The 17267-nt window shown below is 69.6% G+C and carries 16 protein-coding genes; 7 read left to right on the top strand and 9 right to left on the bottom strand.

Annotated elements, in window-relative coordinates; all coding sequences use genetic code 11:
* Window positions 1-47: 47 nt before the first annotated feature.
* Window positions 48-1019, bottom strand: coding sequence for a hypothetical protein (locus ABZ319_RS23300; protein ID WP_354988573.1), 972 nt, complete (start codon window positions 1017-1019; stop codon window positions 48-50).
* A 298-nt stretch (window positions 1020-1317) separates the two neighbouring features.
* Here ABZ319_RS23300 and ABZ319_RS23295 point away from each other — a divergent pair, with 298 nt between their 5' ends.
* The 3 genes from ABZ319_RS23295 (at window position 1318) to ABZ319_RS23285 (ending at window position 3664) form a co-directional block, all read left to right on the top strand.
* Window positions 1318-2823: a sugar transferase gene (locus ABZ319_RS23295; protein WP_354988572.1), complete on the top strand. Its 1506-nt coding sequence runs from the start codon at window positions 1318-1320 to the stop codon at window positions 2821-2823.
* A gap of 95 nt (window positions 2824-2918) precedes the next feature.
* The gene (locus tag ABZ319_RS23290) at window positions 2919-3332 is read left to right on the top strand and encodes a hypothetical protein (protein WP_354988571.1); all 414 of its coding nucleotides are present in this window, start codon (window positions 2919-2921) and stop codon (window positions 3330-3332) included.
* 53 nt (window positions 3333-3385) lie between these two features.
* Window positions 3386-3664, top strand: a complete 279-nt coding sequence (locus ABZ319_RS23285; protein WP_354988570.1) for a hypothetical protein — start codon at window positions 3386-3388, stop codon at window positions 3662-3664.
* A 19-nt stretch (window positions 3665-3683) separates the two neighbouring features.
* Here ABZ319_RS23285 and ABZ319_RS23280 read toward each other — a convergent pair whose 3' ends face one another.
* The 5 genes from ABZ319_RS23280 to ABZ319_RS23260 form a co-directional block, all read right to left on the bottom strand.
* A complete protein-coding gene (locus tag ABZ319_RS23280; protein ID WP_354988569.1) occupies window positions 3684-4907 on the bottom strand; it encodes a VWA-like domain-containing protein in 1224 nt (407 codons plus the stop codon).
* On the bottom strand, window positions 4904-6136 hold the full coding sequence (locus tag ABZ319_RS23275; protein ID WP_354988568.1) for a MoxR family ATPase: 1233 nt from the start codon (window positions 6134-6136) through the stop codon (window positions 4904-4906). The genes ABZ319_RS23280 and ABZ319_RS23275 overlap by 4 nt, the downstream gene beginning before the upstream one ends.
* A 209-nt stretch (window positions 6137-6345) precedes the next feature.
* Complete coding sequence (locus ABZ319_RS23270) at window positions 6346-7788, bottom strand: hypothetical protein (RefSeq protein WP_354988567.1); 1443 nt, start codon at window positions 7786-7788, stop codon at window positions 6346-6348.
* Window positions 7789-7916: 128 nt separating this feature from the next.
* Window positions 7917-8984, bottom strand: a complete 1068-nt coding sequence (locus ABZ319_RS23265; RefSeq protein ID WP_354988566.1) for an alpha/beta hydrolase — start codon at window positions 8982-8984, stop codon at window positions 7917-7919.
* A complete protein-coding gene (locus tag ABZ319_RS23260) occupies window positions 8962-9717 on the bottom strand; it encodes a nuclear transport factor 2 family protein (protein ID WP_354988565.1) in 756 nt (251 codons plus the stop codon). Before ABZ319_RS23260 ends, ABZ319_RS23265 begins: the two co-directional genes overlap by 23 nt.
* A 62-nt stretch (window positions 9718-9779) precedes the next feature.
* On the opposite strand from ABZ319_RS23260, the gene ABZ319_RS23255 reads away from it, so the two are divergent.
* Complete coding sequence (locus ABZ319_RS23255; RefSeq protein ID WP_354988564.1) at window positions 9780-10409, top strand: TetR/AcrR family transcriptional regulator; 630 nt, start codon at window positions 9780-9782, stop codon at window positions 10407-10409.
* Window positions 10410-10418: 9 nt separating this feature from the next.
* Window positions 10419-11012: a transglutaminase family protein gene (locus ABZ319_RS23250; protein WP_354988563.1), complete on the top strand. Its 594-nt coding sequence runs from the start codon at window positions 10419-10421 to the stop codon at window positions 11010-11012.
* Window positions 11013-11015: 3 nt separating this feature from the next.
* Here ABZ319_RS23250 and ABZ319_RS23245 read toward each other — a convergent pair whose 3' ends face one another.
* Both ABZ319_RS23245 and ABZ319_RS23240 read right to left on the bottom strand, forming a co-directional pair.
* Window positions 11016-11852 carry a hypothetical protein gene (locus ABZ319_RS23245; protein ID WP_354988562.1) on the bottom strand — a complete coding sequence of 279 codons (837 nt, stop codon included), beginning with the start codon at window positions 11850-11852 and terminating at the stop codon, window positions 11016-11018.
* A gap of 13 nt (window positions 11853-11865) precedes the next feature.
* Window positions 11866-12066, bottom strand: a complete 201-nt coding sequence (locus tag ABZ319_RS23240; protein WP_354988561.1) for a hypothetical protein — start codon at window positions 12064-12066, stop codon at window positions 11866-11868.
* 238 nt (window positions 12067-12304) lie between these two features.
* Between ABZ319_RS23240 and ABZ319_RS23235 the strand changes: the two genes are divergently transcribed.
* Window positions 12305-12976 carry a GntR family transcriptional regulator gene (locus ABZ319_RS23235; RefSeq protein WP_354988560.1) on the top strand — a complete coding sequence of 224 codons (672 nt, stop codon included), beginning with the start codon at window positions 12305-12307 and terminating at the stop codon, window positions 12974-12976.
* 7 nt (window positions 12977-12983) lie between these two features.
* Here ABZ319_RS23235 and asnB read toward each other — a convergent pair whose 3' ends face one another.
* Window positions 12984-14825 carry an asparagine synthase (glutamine-hydrolyzing) gene (gene asnB, locus ABZ319_RS23230; protein ID WP_354988559.1) on the bottom strand — a complete coding sequence of 614 codons (1842 nt, stop codon included), beginning with the start codon at window positions 14823-14825 and terminating at the stop codon, window positions 12984-12986.
* Window positions 14826-15028: 203 nt separating this feature from the next.
* Between asnB and ABZ319_RS23225 the strand changes: the two genes are divergently transcribed.
* Window positions 15029-17164 carry an alginate lyase family protein gene (locus ABZ319_RS23225; RefSeq protein ID WP_354988558.1) on the top strand — a complete coding sequence of 712 codons (2136 nt, stop codon included), beginning with the start codon at window positions 15029-15031 and terminating at the stop codon, window positions 17162-17164.
* Window positions 17165-17267 lie beyond the last annotated feature (103 nt).

The raw sequence follows: 17267 nt of genomic DNA, 5'->3' as shown, positions 1-17267 counted from the left end.
GAACCACACCACACCCGCGTTTGTGAACATGTATTACTAAAACATGTTCACAAACCATGCGGTATGTAGAGAACCGCGCTGGTCAGCGCCGTCCGCCCGCGACCCTCACTCGTAGGCGACCTGCCAGCTCTTGATGCCGTTGAGCCACCCCGAGCGCAGGCGCACCGGCTCCGAGAGCTGGCGCAGGTTCGGTAGAGCTCCCATTGATCGGGATGATCGACGAACGCCTTCATGCCGTGCGTGATGGAGTTGCGCGTGGTCTCGTTGCCCGCGACCGCGAGCAGGATGACGAACCAGGCGAATTCCTCGGAGGTCAGCCCCGCGCCGTCGACGTCGGCTCGCAGCAGGCCGGTGGCGATGTCGTCCATCGGGCAGGCCCGCTTGGTCTCGGCGAGGTTCCAGGAATAGCCCATGACCTCGGCGGTCGCGGCCCGATGATCACCTTCGAACTCGGGATCGTCGTAGCCGATCATCTGGTTGCTCCAGTCGAAGATCTTCCCGCGATCCTCCTGCGGCACCCCGATGAGCTCGGCTATGGCCTGCAACGGCAACTCACTGGCGACCTGCGTGACGAAGTCGCCGCCGCCGGTTTTCTTGGCCGCGTGCACGATTCGCTCCGCGCGCTCGCGCAGCGCCGCGCGCAGGCTCTCGATCGCGCGTGGCGTGAAGCCCTTGGCGACGATGCGGCGCAGCTGGGTGTGCCGGGGCGGATCCTGATTCAGCATCAGGAAGCGTTGCACCTCGATCTCGTCGCGGGTGATGTCGCCGTTGAAGCGGATGACGGCGGTGTTCTCCTCCGAGGAGAAGAGATCGGGATGCTTCGAGATGTGTTTGATGTCTTCGAGTTTGGTGACTACCCAATAGCCGCCGTCGTCGAAGCCGCTGACGCCGTCCGGTTGCGGATTCCAGTGCACGCGCGCGGTGCGCCGCAATTCGGCGAATTCTTCGAGCGGCAGACGGGTGGCGAACAGGTCTGGATCGGTGAAATCGAAACCGGGACTGATGATTCGAGGGGACACGGTACCTCCTTTGGAACACGGTCCACAGGAGTGAAGCACGCCACACTCGTTTTGTGAACCCCGTTTAGTAAATGATGTTCACTTGATGTGTCACTGTGCGCCCGCTCGGCACCGTGCGCGCGGGGGGTCGCATCGGAGGTCGCAGAAAGCCCGCAGAAACACCAAACCTGTTGGCATTTCGCACCATTCGGTAGCGATCAATGCTGGCCGGACGATGAACAGAACCAGTAGTATTGCGCTGGGCGTCCGGTCGGGGGGACTACCACGAGACTTACGTGTCGCATGATGGAGCTGCAGGATGGCCTTCCGGATCGACCAGGAACAGACTCGACGGAGAGCGCCGCGCAGGGGCGGCGCGCAGCGGTCCGGTAAGGATCGGTGGCAAACGGAATACGGTCGGCGACTGCGGATTACCGATGCGCTGATTATTTGCGCGGCAGTGGTCGCGGCCCAGTTCATTCGCTTCGGGGACCCCGGCAGTGACCCCATGCTGGACTGGGCGGGCGACACCCGCATCGGCTACTCGGCCATCTCGCTCATGCTCGTGCTGGTCTGGATCGGGTTCCTCACCGTGGGAAACGTGTGGTCCAGCGGCATTATCGACACCGGGCCGGAGGAGTACCGCCGGCTCATCTCGGCGACCATGCGGTTGTTCGGCCTGATCGCGATCGTCTCGCTGCTGCTTCGGATCGAGTTCGCGCGTGGCTATCTCGCCATCGCGCTGCCGGTGGGGCTCGCGGGCCTGATCCTGAACCGGTTGTGCTGGCGCAAGTTCGCCGCGCGCCAGCGCCGGGCCGGGCGCTATCTCACCGCGGTTCTGGTTGTGGGACGGCGGGATTCGGCGCGCGAGATCATGCGCTGTTTCGCGCGCGATCCGGCTGTCGGCTATTCGGTCGTGGGCGTCTACACCCCGTACCTGCTGGATCCGGACGATTTCGAGATCGAGGATTCGGAGTTGCCGGTGATAGGCGCCGAATCCTCTGTGCTGGAGGCGGTTCAGGAGACCGGCGCCGACACCGTGGCCATTGCGGCGACCGAGCAGCTCGGCACCCGGGGCATCAACGACCTGGTCTGGAAGCTGGCGCCGCTGGGAGTGGATCTGGTGGTGACGCCCGGCGTGGTCGATGTCGCCGATCAGCGCCTGTCGATTCGGCCGGTGGCCAATCTCCCGCTGCTGCACATCCAGAAGCCGCAGTACGATCGCGCGAAGTCCTTCGGCAAGACCGCGTTCGACGTCCTGTTCGCGGCCGTCGCGCTGCTGGCCGTCGCGCCGTTCATGCTGATGCTCGCGCTGGCGATCAAGGTCTCCAGCCGCGGTCCGGTCTTCTATCGGTCCGAACGCATCGGCCTCAACGGTCACCCGTTCCAGATGATCAAGTTCCGCAGTATGCGCGCGGACGCCGATCGGGCGCTGGCGGACCTGCTCACCGAGAACGAGGGCGCGGGTCCGCTTTTCAAGATCCGCGACGATCCCCGGGTCACCCCCGTCGGCCGCCTGTTGCGCCGCTACAGCCTGGACGAACTCCCCCAGTTCATCAATGTCCTGCGCGGTGAGATGAGCGTGGTGGGCCCCCGCCCGCCGCTGCGCACCGAGGTCGAGCGCTACGACGGCAAGGTCCGCCGCCGCCTGCTGGTGAAGCCCGGCGTCACCGGCCTCTGGCAGGTCTCGGGCCGCTCCGACCTGTCCTGGGAGGAGTCGGTCCGCCTGGACCTGTCCTACGTGGAGAACTGGAGCATGGTCCAGGACCTCTCGATCATCAAGAAGACGATGACCGCCGTGGCCGGCAGCGAGGGCGCGTACTGATCCGCTGCGGCGAACTCCCGTGCGGCCCGGCCCAACTGGCTACCATCAAGGTCGAACTTTCCCGAGCTCGACCTTCGATGGACAGGAGCCGGTCCGTGTTCGACACCAAGTACGCCCTGCTCGCGATCGCCGCGGCCACCGCCGCGACGGTCTGCGCCACCCCCGCCCACGCGGGCCCCGAGTCCGAGTTCATCACCCTCAACGCCGCGGTGACGACGGCCCCCGGCGGCCTCCAGGCGACCGGCACCTACCGCTGTGAGGCAGGCATCGGCTACCTGGACGTCAAGGCCGCGATAGACACCACCGGCAGCGGCACGATCCAACTGGCGAGCACTCCCCCCGGCATCACCCTCCCCTGCACCGACCGCACCGAGACCTGGACCGCGACCCTGACCCCCACCAACAACCTCCCGGTCCTGGTCCCCTACACCGACGGCACCGGCACGGCCCAACTGAACCGCAAGTACTGGAAGGTCGGTTCAGGCGAGGTCCTCCTCCACTTCGGCTGATCTCCACGCTTGCCGACAGAACCTCGGTTCCCACCCACCGGTACATTCCGGGCATGAACGTTCCGTTCCGTAATTCCCCGGCCGACCGCTGGGAGTACGAAGGCCGGTTCTACACCGTCACAGCGTTCAGCGATGTCTCCGCGCGCGACGGATACGGCTGGGAGCTGGAGGATCTCGGACCTGCCCCCGGTCGCGGCGTAGTGCTGGTCGCGTTTTCGGACGACACGACCGGGGCCTGTACCTTGCGCGTGTTCACCGATCAGCCGCTGCCCTTCGCACTGGTGCAGCGGTTCATCGGCGAAGCGGCACAAGCATTCTCACTCGATGCATGAGCACGGCGGCCGGCCCGTCTCAGCCGATCCGGACCACACGTGCCCAGTCCGGGGGGCGGTCGGGGACGTAGTCCGAATTCTCGTTCCACGTGCGGCGGCGTTCGCGGGCGAACAGGCCGACCACCGTCCGGCAGGAGGGGCGGGTTGGGGGCCAGGGGGTTTGGCCGTCGGTCAGGACCACGATCACGTCGGGGCGGGGGTGGGTGGAGAGGGCCTTGGTGAAGCCGGTGCAGAGGTCGGTGCCGCCGCCGCCCATCAGGGGGATGCCTTCCGCCCGGCAGAGGGGGTCGGCTATACGGGCCGCGGCGTCGCAGGACAGGACCGTGACCAGGTCGCGGCGGCCGCCTGCCGCGCGGGTGATGGCGGCCGTTTCCAGTAGGGCGCTGCCGAGTTCGGCGTCGCTGACCGAGGCGGAGGTGTCGATGATGACGCAGATCCGGGGTGGGGTGCGGCGCAGGCTGGGGAGCACGATACCGGGGAGGGCGGTCGAGCGGCGGGCCGTGCGGCCGTAGGTGTAGTCGTCGCCCGAACCGCCGGCCGAGACCGCCGAGCGCACGGCCGCGCCGAGCAGTTCGCGCCACGGCTGGGGCGGGTGCACCGCGTCCTCGGCCCAGCGCCGCCAGCCCGCCGGCGCGTTGCCCGGGCGGCCGATGATGCCCTGCGCCACCCGGAATCGGACGGCGTCGGTCTCCTGCTGGCTGAGACCGTCGGCGCCGTCGGGGCCGAGGTCCCATTCCCGGTCGGAGCCGTCCGCGCCGCTGCCGCAGTCGAGCCACGCCATGGCGGCCGTGCGCGGGCCGAGCCGGAACTGATGCAGGTAGTCCTCCATGAGTTCACCCGGGGACAGGTTCAGGGTGGCGGGCAGGACCGCGCCCTCGGGCTGGATCAGACCGTCGCCGAACGCGTCGTCGTTGATCTCGGCGTCGGCGGCGATGTTCATGCGCAGGCGTTCGGCGGGCCCGGTCAGGTTGTGCAGCGCGGCGAATCGGTCACTGCGGCCGTGATGGTCGCGCAGCAGGTGCGAGACCTCGTGCACCAGGACCGAGGCCAGTTCCTCGACCGGGTTCCGATCGACGAACACGGGCGAGATGTAGCAGCGCCAGTAGCGATCGACGGCCATCGTCGGCGTCCGGGACGACTCGACCAGCCGCATCGCGAACAGCGCGGTCGCCAGGTAGGGCCGGGCCCGGACCGCGAGCAGCCGTGCCGCGGCTACCTTTTCGAGATCGAGCGGGGTTCTCATGGGCGCACCTCGGCCGCGACGCGGGCCGCGGCGCGATCGGCTTCCCGGGACACCGACACCATGGCGGCGAGGTCCTCGATCGCCGCCGGGACGTCCCACTCACCCTGACGCAGCGTGGCCAGGGTCGTCGCGGGGACCACCACCAGGTCCGGCGCGCCCGTCTGCACGGCTTTCACCAGCAGCGCCCACGCCGCGTCCCAGCGCGACCGCTCGGGCCGCTTGCGGACCGCCGCCACCACCGCGTCGAGCACCGCCTGCCGCAGGTCCCCCCGCTCGGGCAGCTCCGCGGCGTCGGGATCGGCGAGCAGCACTTCGGGATCGGGCAGATCCATGCGTTCGATCCAGGTGAGCAGTTCGAAACCCGGCCCGTCCCCGACCGTGCCGCGGATCAACAGCGACAGCACATCCGGGGTGGATCCCGCCGCGGTGGCGAAAGCGATCAGGCGCAGGGTCATGTCCCAGCTGCGCGGCGAGGGCCAGGCCCCGCCGCGGCGGGTTTCGGTGGTGGGCAGCTGATGGACGAGCTTGGGGCGTCCCGCGAGCAGCCCGCACACCGCGCGCCGCGCGAAAGCCACCGCGGCGGTGAGCCGTTCGGGGTCCAGGGCCGGCAGGATCGCCCGCGGCCAGGTGCCGCCGAGCCCGCGGACCACCACGTCGTGATCGTGAGTCCAGTACAGGTGCACGAATCGGTTGGCCAGCGGCGGGCTCAACTCCCAGCCGTCGGCGGCCGAGGATCGCGGGTTGGCCGCGGCCACGATGCGGATGCCGGGCGGCAGTTGCAGCGCGCCGATGCGGCGTTCCAGGACCAGGCGCAGCAGAGCGGCCTGGACGGCGGGCGGTGCGGTGGAGAGTTCGTCCAGGAACAGCAGGCCGCGACCCGCCCGGCAGAGTTCGACGGCCCAGTCCGGCGGGGCCATCGGAACGCCGTTGACGGCCGGGTCGTCACCGATGATCGGCAGGCCCGAAAAGTCGGACGGCTCATGAACACTCGCGATCACGGTGGTGAGCGGGAGATCCAGGGATTCGGCGAGCTGGGTGAGGGCGGCGGTCTTGCCGATTCCGGGCTCGCCCCAGAGCAGGACCGGCAGGTCGGCGGCGACCGCCAGGGTCAGGGCTTCGAGCTGGATGTTCGGGCGGAGTTCGGTGGTCGAATCGCCCAGCAGGGTGAGCAGGTCCCCGGCGACATCGAGTTGGGAGGACTGAACGGGAGCGGAAGCGAGGGTAAGCATGTGTGAATCACCTTTGGGTTGACGAGAATTGGGCGACGACGAACCGGCGAATGGCCGGTGGTCGGCGATGGGGTACTGCCCGGTCGAGATGAGCGCTGAGCCATCACGGGCGCTGCGCGGTCAGGTCGTCCGCGACGGCCGATGCGGTCGCGACCGTCGAGAACCGCCCGCGATGCGATCGGCCCGCGGCGGATGCGGCCCGGCCGCGGTCAGCGCTCGATGGTGGCGAGACGAGGATGATCGCGCCCCGCCGGGCGCGGGGCACGGCGGATACCAGGGTCGGGCGTGGACAGCCCCGCACGGAACATGCCGTAGCGGACCCGGCGTTCCGCGGCCGCTTCCAGCTCGTCCCGCAGGGCACCCGGCCGCAGCACGGCCTCGGGACCGAGCAGGTCTTCGACGATGGCCAGCACGCCGTCGATATCGCCGTGGCTCAGGCGTTCTCGCACACCGGCGAGACAGTCCGGCTGCCGGTGCGCACGATCGATCGCCTGCAGACACGGCAGCGGGGTACCGGTCAGAGCCGCCAGCAGTTCCTCGCGCCGGACCTCGCCGGGGTCGTGATCGAGCGCGGTGAGCACACCGTCGCGCAGGCCGATGCGATGTCGCTCGCCCCGGCATTCGACCGAGCGGGCCTGTTCCGACACGCTGACGGCCCCGGACCGCACGCGTGGCACGTGGTCCCGCACGAGCGCGGCGGCGACCAGCGGATGCAGCCGATCGGCCGTGATCGCCCCGGCGCGCAGCAGTTCCAGATCCGGCAGCGTCCGGGTCGCGGCGTCGGGCAGCACCGGTAGCCCGGACAGCTCCCCGGCCGGGAAGTCGTCGATAACGCGCAGGTGCGGATCATCGCCGTGCTCGGCCGGCTCCACGACGAGTCGCTGCCGCGCGCCCGGGCGCACCAGCAGCGGTCCACCCGCTCGGCCTTGCGAGCGCAACAGAATCCGGGCCTCGTCGGCCCAGCGATCGACCGCGCACCCGCGCTCGGCCCAGGACAGGATTCCCGGGTCGACGTGGCCGGATGCGCGGGGATCGCCGCGCCCGGCAGCCGGCCGAGCACCAGTTACAGCACCGGCCGCCGATTCCACTGCCCCGGAACGCATCAGCAGCTCATCGCTGCGGCGCGCGTCCCACAGATGCCGATGCAGGTCGAGCCGGAACCGCCGATCCGGCCGCGGGTGCGGATGCAGACCGGTTCCCGCCGCCGCCAGGGATTCGCCCCACAGCGCGAGGCTGATCCGCTGCCCGGCATCGGCCCACTCCGGCGCGGTCCGGACGACCAGCTCCACCGAACCCGTTGTCCCGAAGGGGTTTTCGAATCCCTCGGGCCCGTACCGGGCCAGCGTGATGGTCAGCCCGGCCCGCAGTAGCCCGTCGGGCGCACCCCGGGGCATGTGCCAGCGCAGCAGATCCGGCGCGAGATAGCGCAGATCGGCCCCGACCCGGGCGGCCAGGCCGCGCCCGTACCTTCGGGCCAGTTCCCGCAAATCGAGGTCGACATCGAAACCCGCGGCGGCACAGGCCCCCGCCCAATCCCCGGCACGGCGCCGAGCGGTCGCGTTGTCGATCATGGAGGGCGGCACGGCGAATTCCCGCACGCGCTGCCAGAGAGAAATCCTGGAGAGATTCTCGTTCGCGTCATCGGTGAGCATCAGCACTCACCTTCAGCGTACGAGACCCCCAATCCTGATTCGGAATGAGTATTCATCGCCCCGATCATAGAGCCCCGCCGCGCTCCGAGCCACCCGAGGGTGCGGGCCCGCGTGTCCGGCGCCCCCGACTATCGATCACCCCGACCGGGTTCATGTTTGGCGGCGAACTCGAGAAACCGCGGTATCACCTGCTCCGGAATCGCGAAGATCATCTCGTGGCCGACCCCGGGGTAGATCTCGATGTCGGCGGCCGGCATGACCGTGCGGGCGCGCGCGGCGGCGACTTCGGCGTCGTGGACCACGGTTTCGCTGCCGAACAGGACCAGGACCGGTGCGGTGATCGCGGCGAAGCGTTCGGCGGTCAGCGGCCGCGCCCAGGGCAGCGACATCCGGAACTCGAACGACGCCAACAGCATTGCCCACATCTGTTCGGACAGCTCCAGGCCGGGCGAGAGCCACCGATTGAACTTCTCCATCTTCGCCCGGGTCGGCCGGATTCCACCGGCCATGAACTTGTACAGCACCTTCCATGACGGCCGGGCGAACGTTGCCGGCGCAGGCTCCAGCAAGCTCAGGCTCGCGATCCGGTCCGGCCGATGGGCCGCCGCAACCGCCGCGATCCACGCCCCCAGCGAATACCCCGCCAGGTGAACGCGATCCGCCCCGAGCCCGGCGATCACCTCCCCCACCCACGCCGCGACGTCCGCCTCGTCCGCGATCGGCGCGGTCTGTTCACACCTGCCCGCCCACCCCATGACATCCATCGCGTAGACCACTCGCTCCCGGGACAACTCCTCGACGAGCGGCAGCCAGAACAGGCTGTTCCCCATCAGCCCCGGCAACAGCAACAGCGGCGTCCCCGCCCCGTGCCCGGACCGGCGAACCCGCGTCACCCCGAACGAGGTCTCGACGTCGATGTCCTCGAATTCCACCGGCCACTGCCCCGCCGCCACGTCATAGGCCCGCAGATACACGCCCTTGTTCGCGTCACTCGTGAATCGCCCGATCTTCGGCATCCCGGCCCCTTCCGTTGATGGTACGAACATATCAGAGAATTGATATGTTCGTATCATCAAATCGATGTCGGGAAACTCGAAGACTGGCGGCAGACGATTGGAACCCATTGCGCCACAACATGAGTGGCGCACCTCCCACGCCGGGTTCGCAGCCGCCTCAGGAGGCCCTCCGGCCACCACCCCGCAAGCCACCGAGCCGGGTCGCGGCCCGTGTCGCCAGACCCGCGCCGCGGAGCAACCAGGAGAAGGTGGGCGACGCGGGCCCGGGAACCAGCCCGGCGAGCTGAACCGCGTCGACCAGGTCGTACAGGGTCTCCCCCTCGGACATCAGATGATCCGCGTCGAAGTGGTAGCGATCGACCGCGGTGCACTGCACGAAGTTGCCGTTGCCCGGCAGCTCGGGAGCCCCCGGCCCGTAGGGATGCAGCTTGAGGGGCCCCACCAGATGACCGGATCCGTAGTAGCGAACCACCATCCGCAGGGTCCCGTCCGGGGCCACGTCCACATAGCTCTGCCCCGGGATCGGGTCGTAGCGCCAGTCGGGGATGGCGTCGAAGAAGGCGAAGTTGTAGGTGACGAACTCGTCCAGGCCGGTCATGGTGGCGCCGAGGGTGGTGACGTCCTTGTAGCGCAGATCGGGGGCGTAGAGCTCGTGGTTGTGGCTCATGTCGCGGGCCTGCCAACTCCACCAGTACTTCTTGGCCCAGTCCAGCGTCCAGGCGATGTCCAGGCCGTGGCCGGCGTAGAACTCGATCTTGCGCTCGTATTCCGCGAACCAGGTGCGGGTCATCGCGGTGAGGGCGGCCTCGTCCAGCACCGGCACGGGCTCGGCGCGATTGGTGAGAACCTTCGGAATCGGTTGCGCCAGGCGGGGTTGCGCCAACGCCAGCTGGAACTGTTCTTCGGTGAACATCGCGATCTCCTATCGGGAAGCACCCGCTTCCCGATACCGATCGTTCTTGTAGGGTGGGGTCCGTGTCAAGGAGTTACGCCGGGCAGACCGCCGCCGACCGCGCCGCCGACCGGCGTGCCCGGCTCATCGACGTCGCTTTCGAACTGGTTGGCACGCACGGTGTTTCCGCCCTCGGCATGCGGGCCGTCTGCCGCACGGCGGGCCTGAGCCAGAAATTCTTCTACGAGAGCTTCCCCGACACCGACGCCCTGTTGCACACGGTCTACCGCGCGGCCCTGACCCGGCTGGAACACGCGGTCGCACCCGCCGCCGGCGACCTGCGCGCCACCTTCGACGCGGCAGCCGAGCTCATGGAGTCAGACCCCCGCGTCTGCCGCATCCTGCTGATCGAACCCATAGCGGACGCCCGCCTGCGCACCCACGTCCGCGACACCGTTCCGGCCCTGACCCGGGCCGCCCTCGGCGACCGCGTCACCGGCTCCCCCGACGACCCCGCCACCCGGATGCGCTTCTCCACTCTCTTCGGCGCACTCATCTCCCTGTTCATCGAATGGACCGAAGGCAGTCTGGGCGCCGACCGCGCCGCCTTCGCCGACCACGCGACCCGGGTCGTCGTACTACTGCTGGGCGACGGCCTCATCGACGCGACGGTTCCCGAGGTCCGGATCGGTCCCGGAACCCGGCCGAATTAGAGTTGCCGAATGTCCTTCACGCCCGATTCAGCACTCGACCCCTCGGACTTCCTCGCCGGTGACGCCGTGATCGAGATCGATCACCCGCGGGTGCGCGCGCTCGGGGAGCGACTCCGCGGCGAGAGCGCGGGGGATGCCGATTTCGCGCGGCGGGCGTTCGAATGGGTGCGGGACGAGGTCGCGCACTCGTACGACGCGCAGGATCCACGGGTGACCCTGCGCGCCTCGGACGTGCTCGAGCAGCGGGTGGGCCTGTGCTACGCCAAATCCCATCTGCTCACCGCGGTGCTGCGGGGGCAGGGCATTCCGACCGCGCTGTGCTACCAACGGCTTTCGCACGACGAGGGCCACGTGCTGCACGGCCTGGTGGCCGTGTACCTCGACGGGGGCTGGCATCGCCAGGACGCGCGCGGCAACCGGGCGGACGTCGCCGCGGAGTTCTCGCTGGACGGTGAGAAGCTGGCCTTCCCCATCGATCCGGCCGCGGGCGATGTCGATTACCCGGGCCTGCATCGGGATCCGGCGGCGGTCGTGGTCGACACGCTCGCCAACGCCGGCGACGTCTCGATCCTGGACCTCGAACTGCCCGACGCCCTGCCCTGATCCTCACATCGAGCACGCCCAGGTCCGGCGCACCCAGGCCTGGGCGGTGTCGGTGAGGTTCCACCACGAGACGTAGTGCGGATCCACCGATTCCAGCGCCCACCGGCTGTCGAGCGCCTCGAAGAACGCGTCGTCCCCGGTCTTGCCGCCGCGTGGCTCCCCGATGTACACGAGCCGATCACCGCCCGAGTCCTCGAACCGAGCCAGGGCCTGCGAGGCCATGGTGTCACCCCACCCCGGCGGCCAGCACAGCATCAGAACCTCGTCGCGGTCACCGCTCGTGTGCTCGGAATATGCTGCGAGGTCACCGATTTCATGCCAGGTCGCGGGCAATCCCGCCGAGCCGGGAAACGACATGTTCTCGTTCCGGTCCGGCGGCTCGGAGTCGAACGCCTCGACCTTCAATCCCAGCGCCGACAGTTGCGCGGCCCAATAGCCCCGCCCCGCGCCGAGTTCCAGCAGCGGTCGCGATCCACAGAATTCCGCGATCCAGTCCAGGGTCCCGGGCGCGGGAATCGCGTACGCGTAAGCCGACTGCAACAGCGTCTGCGCGTAGGCCAGCCGGGCGCTGCCGGTGCTCCGCCCGCCGTTCACCACTCCCCGGGACACCGAGGGCGCGACGATCTCCCAGTACGGATTCCCGGCGCCCCCGCCGGTCAGATAGTGCACGAACCGCAGATCGAACGCCGCATCGGCTCGCTGATCACCGGATCCCGCGAGCCGCCCCGCCGTGTCCAAATAGTCTGCGACCAAAGGAAACTCGTCCCGCAGTCGCCGCTCGTCGCCGAGCAGCGCGGCAAGCTCGGTCCTGCGCTCGTCCGTCAGCTCCAGTTCCGCCATGGGTCCAATCTCGTCAATCGGTGGTCCACATGTTCCAGCTCGTCGCGACCGAATCCCGGAAAAGGGATCGCTCGAGCCTGGGAACCAGCTTCGAGTAGTAGGACTTGGCCGCGCACTCCGCGTCGCAGCCTTCATGTTTGGCCAGCGCGCTCTTGGCCGTCTCGATATTCATGACCGGGTAGCCCGGGACACCGTGATCGATATATGCCGCCACCGGACCCAACTCCTCGAGCGAACGCCTCCTCGCTGAAGGCGATGCTGCAAGCGTAGACGAGTGTGTGTATACGCAACTGACTTTGCGTATACGCGCCCAGACGAGGGCGGCGCGCCGTACACCGGGCGCGCCGCCCGCACCGAACCCGCACACCCAAACGGCTGATGCGTATACACAGAATGAGTACGCTGAGTGACACCGATGATCAGGGCGCGGAACATGATGCGGAGGACGGACCATGACCGAACCGCAGTACGTCGCCATCGCGGGCAGCCTGGCGCGTGCGATCCGCACCGGCGAACTGCGCCCCGGCGCGCGACTGCCGAGCTACGCCGATATCGCCGAGCGGCACGGGGTCTCGGACATCGTGATCCGGCACGCGATCAAACTGCTGATCAGCCAGGGTCTGGTGCGCACGATCGAACGGCGGGGCACCTTCGTCACCGCCCGGCCCGATCTCACCCGCGTCGCGCCCGAGCGGCAGTTGGAAAGCCCGGAAACAACTTTCGGCAACGAGTCCGGCAGGGACGTCGTGATCGAGCGCGACACCGCGCGCCTGGCGGCGACAGCCGAACTCGCCGAGGCGCTCGAGATCGCCGTGGGCGCGACGGTCTCGCACGTGGTCACCCGGGCGTCCGAAGACGGCCGGGCGGTGTCGATCTCGGACTCCTATCAGCCGGCGGGGATCAGCGGCGTCGACGGCGCGGCGTTCCTCGAGGAGACCATCGCCGACCGGCTGCCCACCCCCGCGCACGCCGCCTGGCTGGGCACGCCCGCGGGCGATCTGGTGAAGACGGTGCATCAGCGATTCCTCGGCGGCGACGACCGCGTGATCATGGTGTCGGACATCTCCTACCCCCAGGATCGCTACGACGCCTTCGTCTTTCGCATGCCGATCGGCCCGGCGTAGCGGGCTCTCACACGGTCTCGAGCAGTTGCCGGCGCAGCTCCCGGTGCCAGACCTCGAGCGACAGCAGCGTCCAGATCCGGGGTTGTTCGTCACGGCCGCCGGACGCATGCGCCGCCAGCAACCGGCGCACCGCGGCCCGATCGAACGTCGAGCCCACGAACGAGGACGGATCCGTCAGCAGATCGTGGGCCATGTCGTGCAGGTGGCCGCGGAACCAGGCGTCCAGCGGCACCTTGAAGCCGACCTTGGGGCGATCCACCAGTTCGGCGGGAAGATGGCGGCGCGCCAGCTCTTTCACGATCCACTTGGTGGCCCCGTTGCGGACCTTCACGTTGCTGGGCAGGCGGAAGGCCAGTTCGGCGACACGGTGGTCCAGGAAGGGCGGGCGGAGCTCGAGCGAGGCCGCCATGGACATGCGGTCGCCGCGCTCCAGGAGGTTGTCCGCCAGCCAGGTGTGCACGTCGGCGTAGAGCATCCGGCGCAGGGCATCGCCACGACCGTCGAGGTAGGGGGCCAGGACGCTGCGCCGGGGCGGGCCGCCCAGCAGCCCGTCGCGTTCGCGAGAAGTGAAGGGCGCGAACCAGCCCCGCATGCGTTCGGGATAGCTGGGTTCGGAGATGGCGCGCAGCGCGACCGTGAGCCGGGCCCGGTCGGCGGGCATCCGGCCCTCCAGCATCCGCAGCGGCGCGGACGGCAGCAGGGCGGCGGCGCGCGTGGTGCGGGCGTAGCGGTATTTCGGGTAACCGCCGAACAATTCGTCACTGCCCTCGCCCGACAGCACCACCTTCACGTGCTTGCGCGCCAGCTCGGCGAGCCGGAATACCGCCACGTCCGCGGGTTCGGACAGCGGCGAATCCCGGTGTCGGCTCAGTCGCGCCCAATCGGACTGGAAATCGTCCGCGGTGATGATGGTTTCGTGATGGTCGCTGCCGACGACCTTCGCCGCCAGGCGCGCCCATTCGGTCTCGTCCACCCGGTCGTCGCCGAACCCGGCCGAAAACGTGTGCAGCCCTTCGCCGCCACGCTGCTGTGCCACCAGCGCGCAGATGAGACTGCTGTCCACCCCGCCCGAAAGATAGGCTCCCACCGGCACATCCGCGACCAGCGCGTCGCGCACCGAGGCGCGCAGCGCCTCGTCCAGCAGTTCGACGGCGGCCGCGGGCGAGACGTCCATGATCTCGGCCTCGGTGGGCAGCCGCCAGTACTTCTCGATGCGCAGGCTCCCGTCCGCACCGACCGTGAGGTGATGCCCCTGCGGCACCTTGCGCACCCCCTCGAAGAAGGTGTACGGCGCGGGCACCGAGCGGTGCGCCAGGAAATCGTGCAGGCTGGCGGTGTCCACCCGCGGCGAATCCAGCACCGGGAACAGCGCTTTGATCTCCGAGGCGAAGGCGAAGAACTCGTCGGTGCGGTAGTAGTACAGCGGCAGGATCCCGAGGCGGTCGCGGAACAGATGGGTCTCCCCGGTCCGCGCGTCGTGGATGGCGTAGGCGAACTGACCGCGCAGACGCCGCACCCCGTCCACCCCGTGCCGCTCGTATTCGGCCAGCAGCACCTCGGTGTCGCCGTGCGTGGTGAACGGGTAGTCGAGCTCGTCGCGCAGTCGGCGATAGTTCAGAATCTCACCGTTGAAGGCGATGTGCGTCTGCTGCCCCGCACCCGCCATGGGCTGCTCCGAGCCCGCCAGATCGATGATCGCGAGCCGGGAGTGGGCGAACCCCACCGGCCCGTCGCTCCACACCCCCGACGCGTCGGGTCCCCGGTGGCGCAGGCACTCCCCCATCTTCGCCAACAGTTCCCCGCTGACCGGAGCACCGTCGAATCGGCGCACCCCGGCTATTCCGCACACATCTGCCCCGATTCGCCGTCGACCGTCATCCAGTTATCCCTGTGCGTGTGCCCCGCCAGCCAAGGGTAGCCGCGGTCCCGGCGGGTGTCAGCGGATGTAATCGCCTGGGCTGTCGGGGAATTCGGGGCAGGCATGCCGCGTGCGGGAACGGGTATCGTGCAATCGACACTGCGGGGGCGTGGCGATCGCCCGGGGCGAAAGGCGTGTTGTTGACCCAGCTGCTCTGGTACCTGCACCGGCTGCGCACCATGAGCGGCCCGGAAATGCTCTGGCGCGCGGGCAGACTCCGCGAGCGCCTGCGCCCGCGCCGGGTGAGCTGGGCGGACGCGGGCGCGGAGCTGTTCGGCGGTGCGGAGCCGTCCTGGCCCGAGGCGCTGCTCGCGTTCCGCGCCGGAACGGATCGCCCGGTGCTGCTCGACCGCGACCGGGCCGCGGCCATCGCCGCGGCCGACCCCGATGCGGTAGCCGCGGTGGTCGCCGCCGCCGAACGCGTACTGACCGGGCAGGTCCGCTATTTCGGCTATCCCGCCGCGGATCTCGGCGTCGCCGTCGACTGGAATCACGACCCGCTCACCGGAACCCGCTGGCCCACCGCCAATTCCGAGCGCATCGACCATCGCACCGCGGCCGGTGACCCGAAGTGGATCTGGGAACTCAACCGCCTGCAGCACCTGCCGTGGCTCGCCCAGGCATGGCTGTTCACCGGCGAAACCCGTTTCGCCGACGCCGCGTTCGAGCACCTGGACTCCTGGGTGGAACAGCAGCGGCCCGGTGCGGGCATCGCGTGGCGCGGTGCGTTCGAATGCGGGGTGCGCGCGATCTCGGTGGCCGTGGCGGTGCAGGGGCTGCGCGACGCGCCGGGCCTGACGCCGGAGCGGTATCGCCGCTACGTGGTGCTGCTGGGCGAGAGTGCCCGGCGCTGCTGGAGCGAACGCTCGCTGTTCAGTTCGGCGAACAACCATCTGATCGGCGAACTGGCCGGGCTGGCCGTGGTGGCGGTGCTGCTGCCCGAGATTCCCGCCGCCCGCCGGTGGTCGGACGATGCCCTGGCCCTGCTGACCGAACACGCCGATCGGCAGTTGCTGCCCGACGGCGCGGGCGCGGAACAGGCCCTCGCGTATCAGATTTTCACCGTTGAGCTGATCGGCGTGGTCCACGCCCTCCTGGCACTGCGCGGCGAACCGCCCGCCCGGCTGGCCGCCGCCATCGCCCGCAGTTCGCGATATCTGGCGCTCACCGTGGGCGACACCGATCCGGACCCGCGCTACGGCGACGACGACGGCGGTTTCGCCCTGCGCCTGGGTCCCGAGGAGATCCGCACGGTCCGTGCGCATCTGGGCATCGCCGACGCACTGGTTCCGGAGCCGGCCGCGGCCCGCGCGGGCACGCCGAGCATGACCGCGACCTGGCTGCGCGCCGCGCTCGGATCGGCCGCGAGCCTCGATGCCGAGCCCATGGGCAGCGGTTACGCACCCGACGGCGGACTGGTGGTGCTGCGCGCGCGAAACCGCCGGGCGAGCGTGGATGTCGGCCCGCTGGGCTATCTCTCGATCGCCGCGCACGGCCACGCCGACGCCCTGGCGCTCACCCTGGCCGCGGCCGGGCACGAGCTCATCGGCGATCCCGGGACCGCCAGCTACTACGGCCATCCCGGCCGGCGCGCCGCGCACCGCTCCACCCGCGCGCACGCGACGGTGACGGTCGACGACCTCGATCAGTCGGTGATGGGCGGGCCGTTCCTGTGGCGCGCCCACGCCGCGGTGCGGGTTCGGGCGGTGGATCTGGCGCGGGGCGTCGTGGACGCCGAACACGACGGCTACACCCGCCTCGCCGATCCCGTCGTGCACCGGCGCTGGGTGATCGCCGCGCCGGATCACCCGGACATCGTTGTGGTGGACGCGATCTCGGGTACGGGCACGCATTCGGCCCGGCTGACCTGGCCGCTGCATCCGTCCCTCGACGTCCGCGCCCACGGCCCCGGCCACCTCGCCACCCGGGCCGGGACGCCGGTGCTGGCGCTGGCGTACGCGGCGAATCATCGCCTCGAGACGACAATGGTGCGCGGTGACGAGAGCACCGACCTCGGCTGGTGGTCCGAACGCCTGGAATCGCGCGAACCGTCCTGGTCGGTGGGGGCGTACTGCACCGGCGGCACACCGCTGGCCCTGCTGAGCGTGCTGACGCCGCTGTGCCCGGACGCCGAATCCCCGCACACCCTGAAGATCGCGCACGCGGGCGACCGGATCACCGCCCACTGGATCACCGGCGATGCCCGCCGCACCGTGACCATCGACCCGAACCGTCCCGGCGCGGCCGAGATCGCGGTCGCGACGCGCTGAACCCGGTGGCGCCACGCCGCCCCTCGGCACCCGCGCGATGAACCCGGGCCGGCCACCCACCGGGCTCGGCACCCGCGTGCGATACACCCTGCCGCTCGCGGGA

The organism is Nocardia sp. NPDC005978 (assembly GCF_040614455.1).
Taxonomy (GTDB): Bacteria; Actinomycetota; Actinomycetes; order Mycobacteriales; family Mycobacteriaceae; genus Nocardia.
The sequence above is the reverse complement of the archived record's forward strand: the minus strand, read 5'-3'. Positions and strand labels throughout refer to the sequence as shown.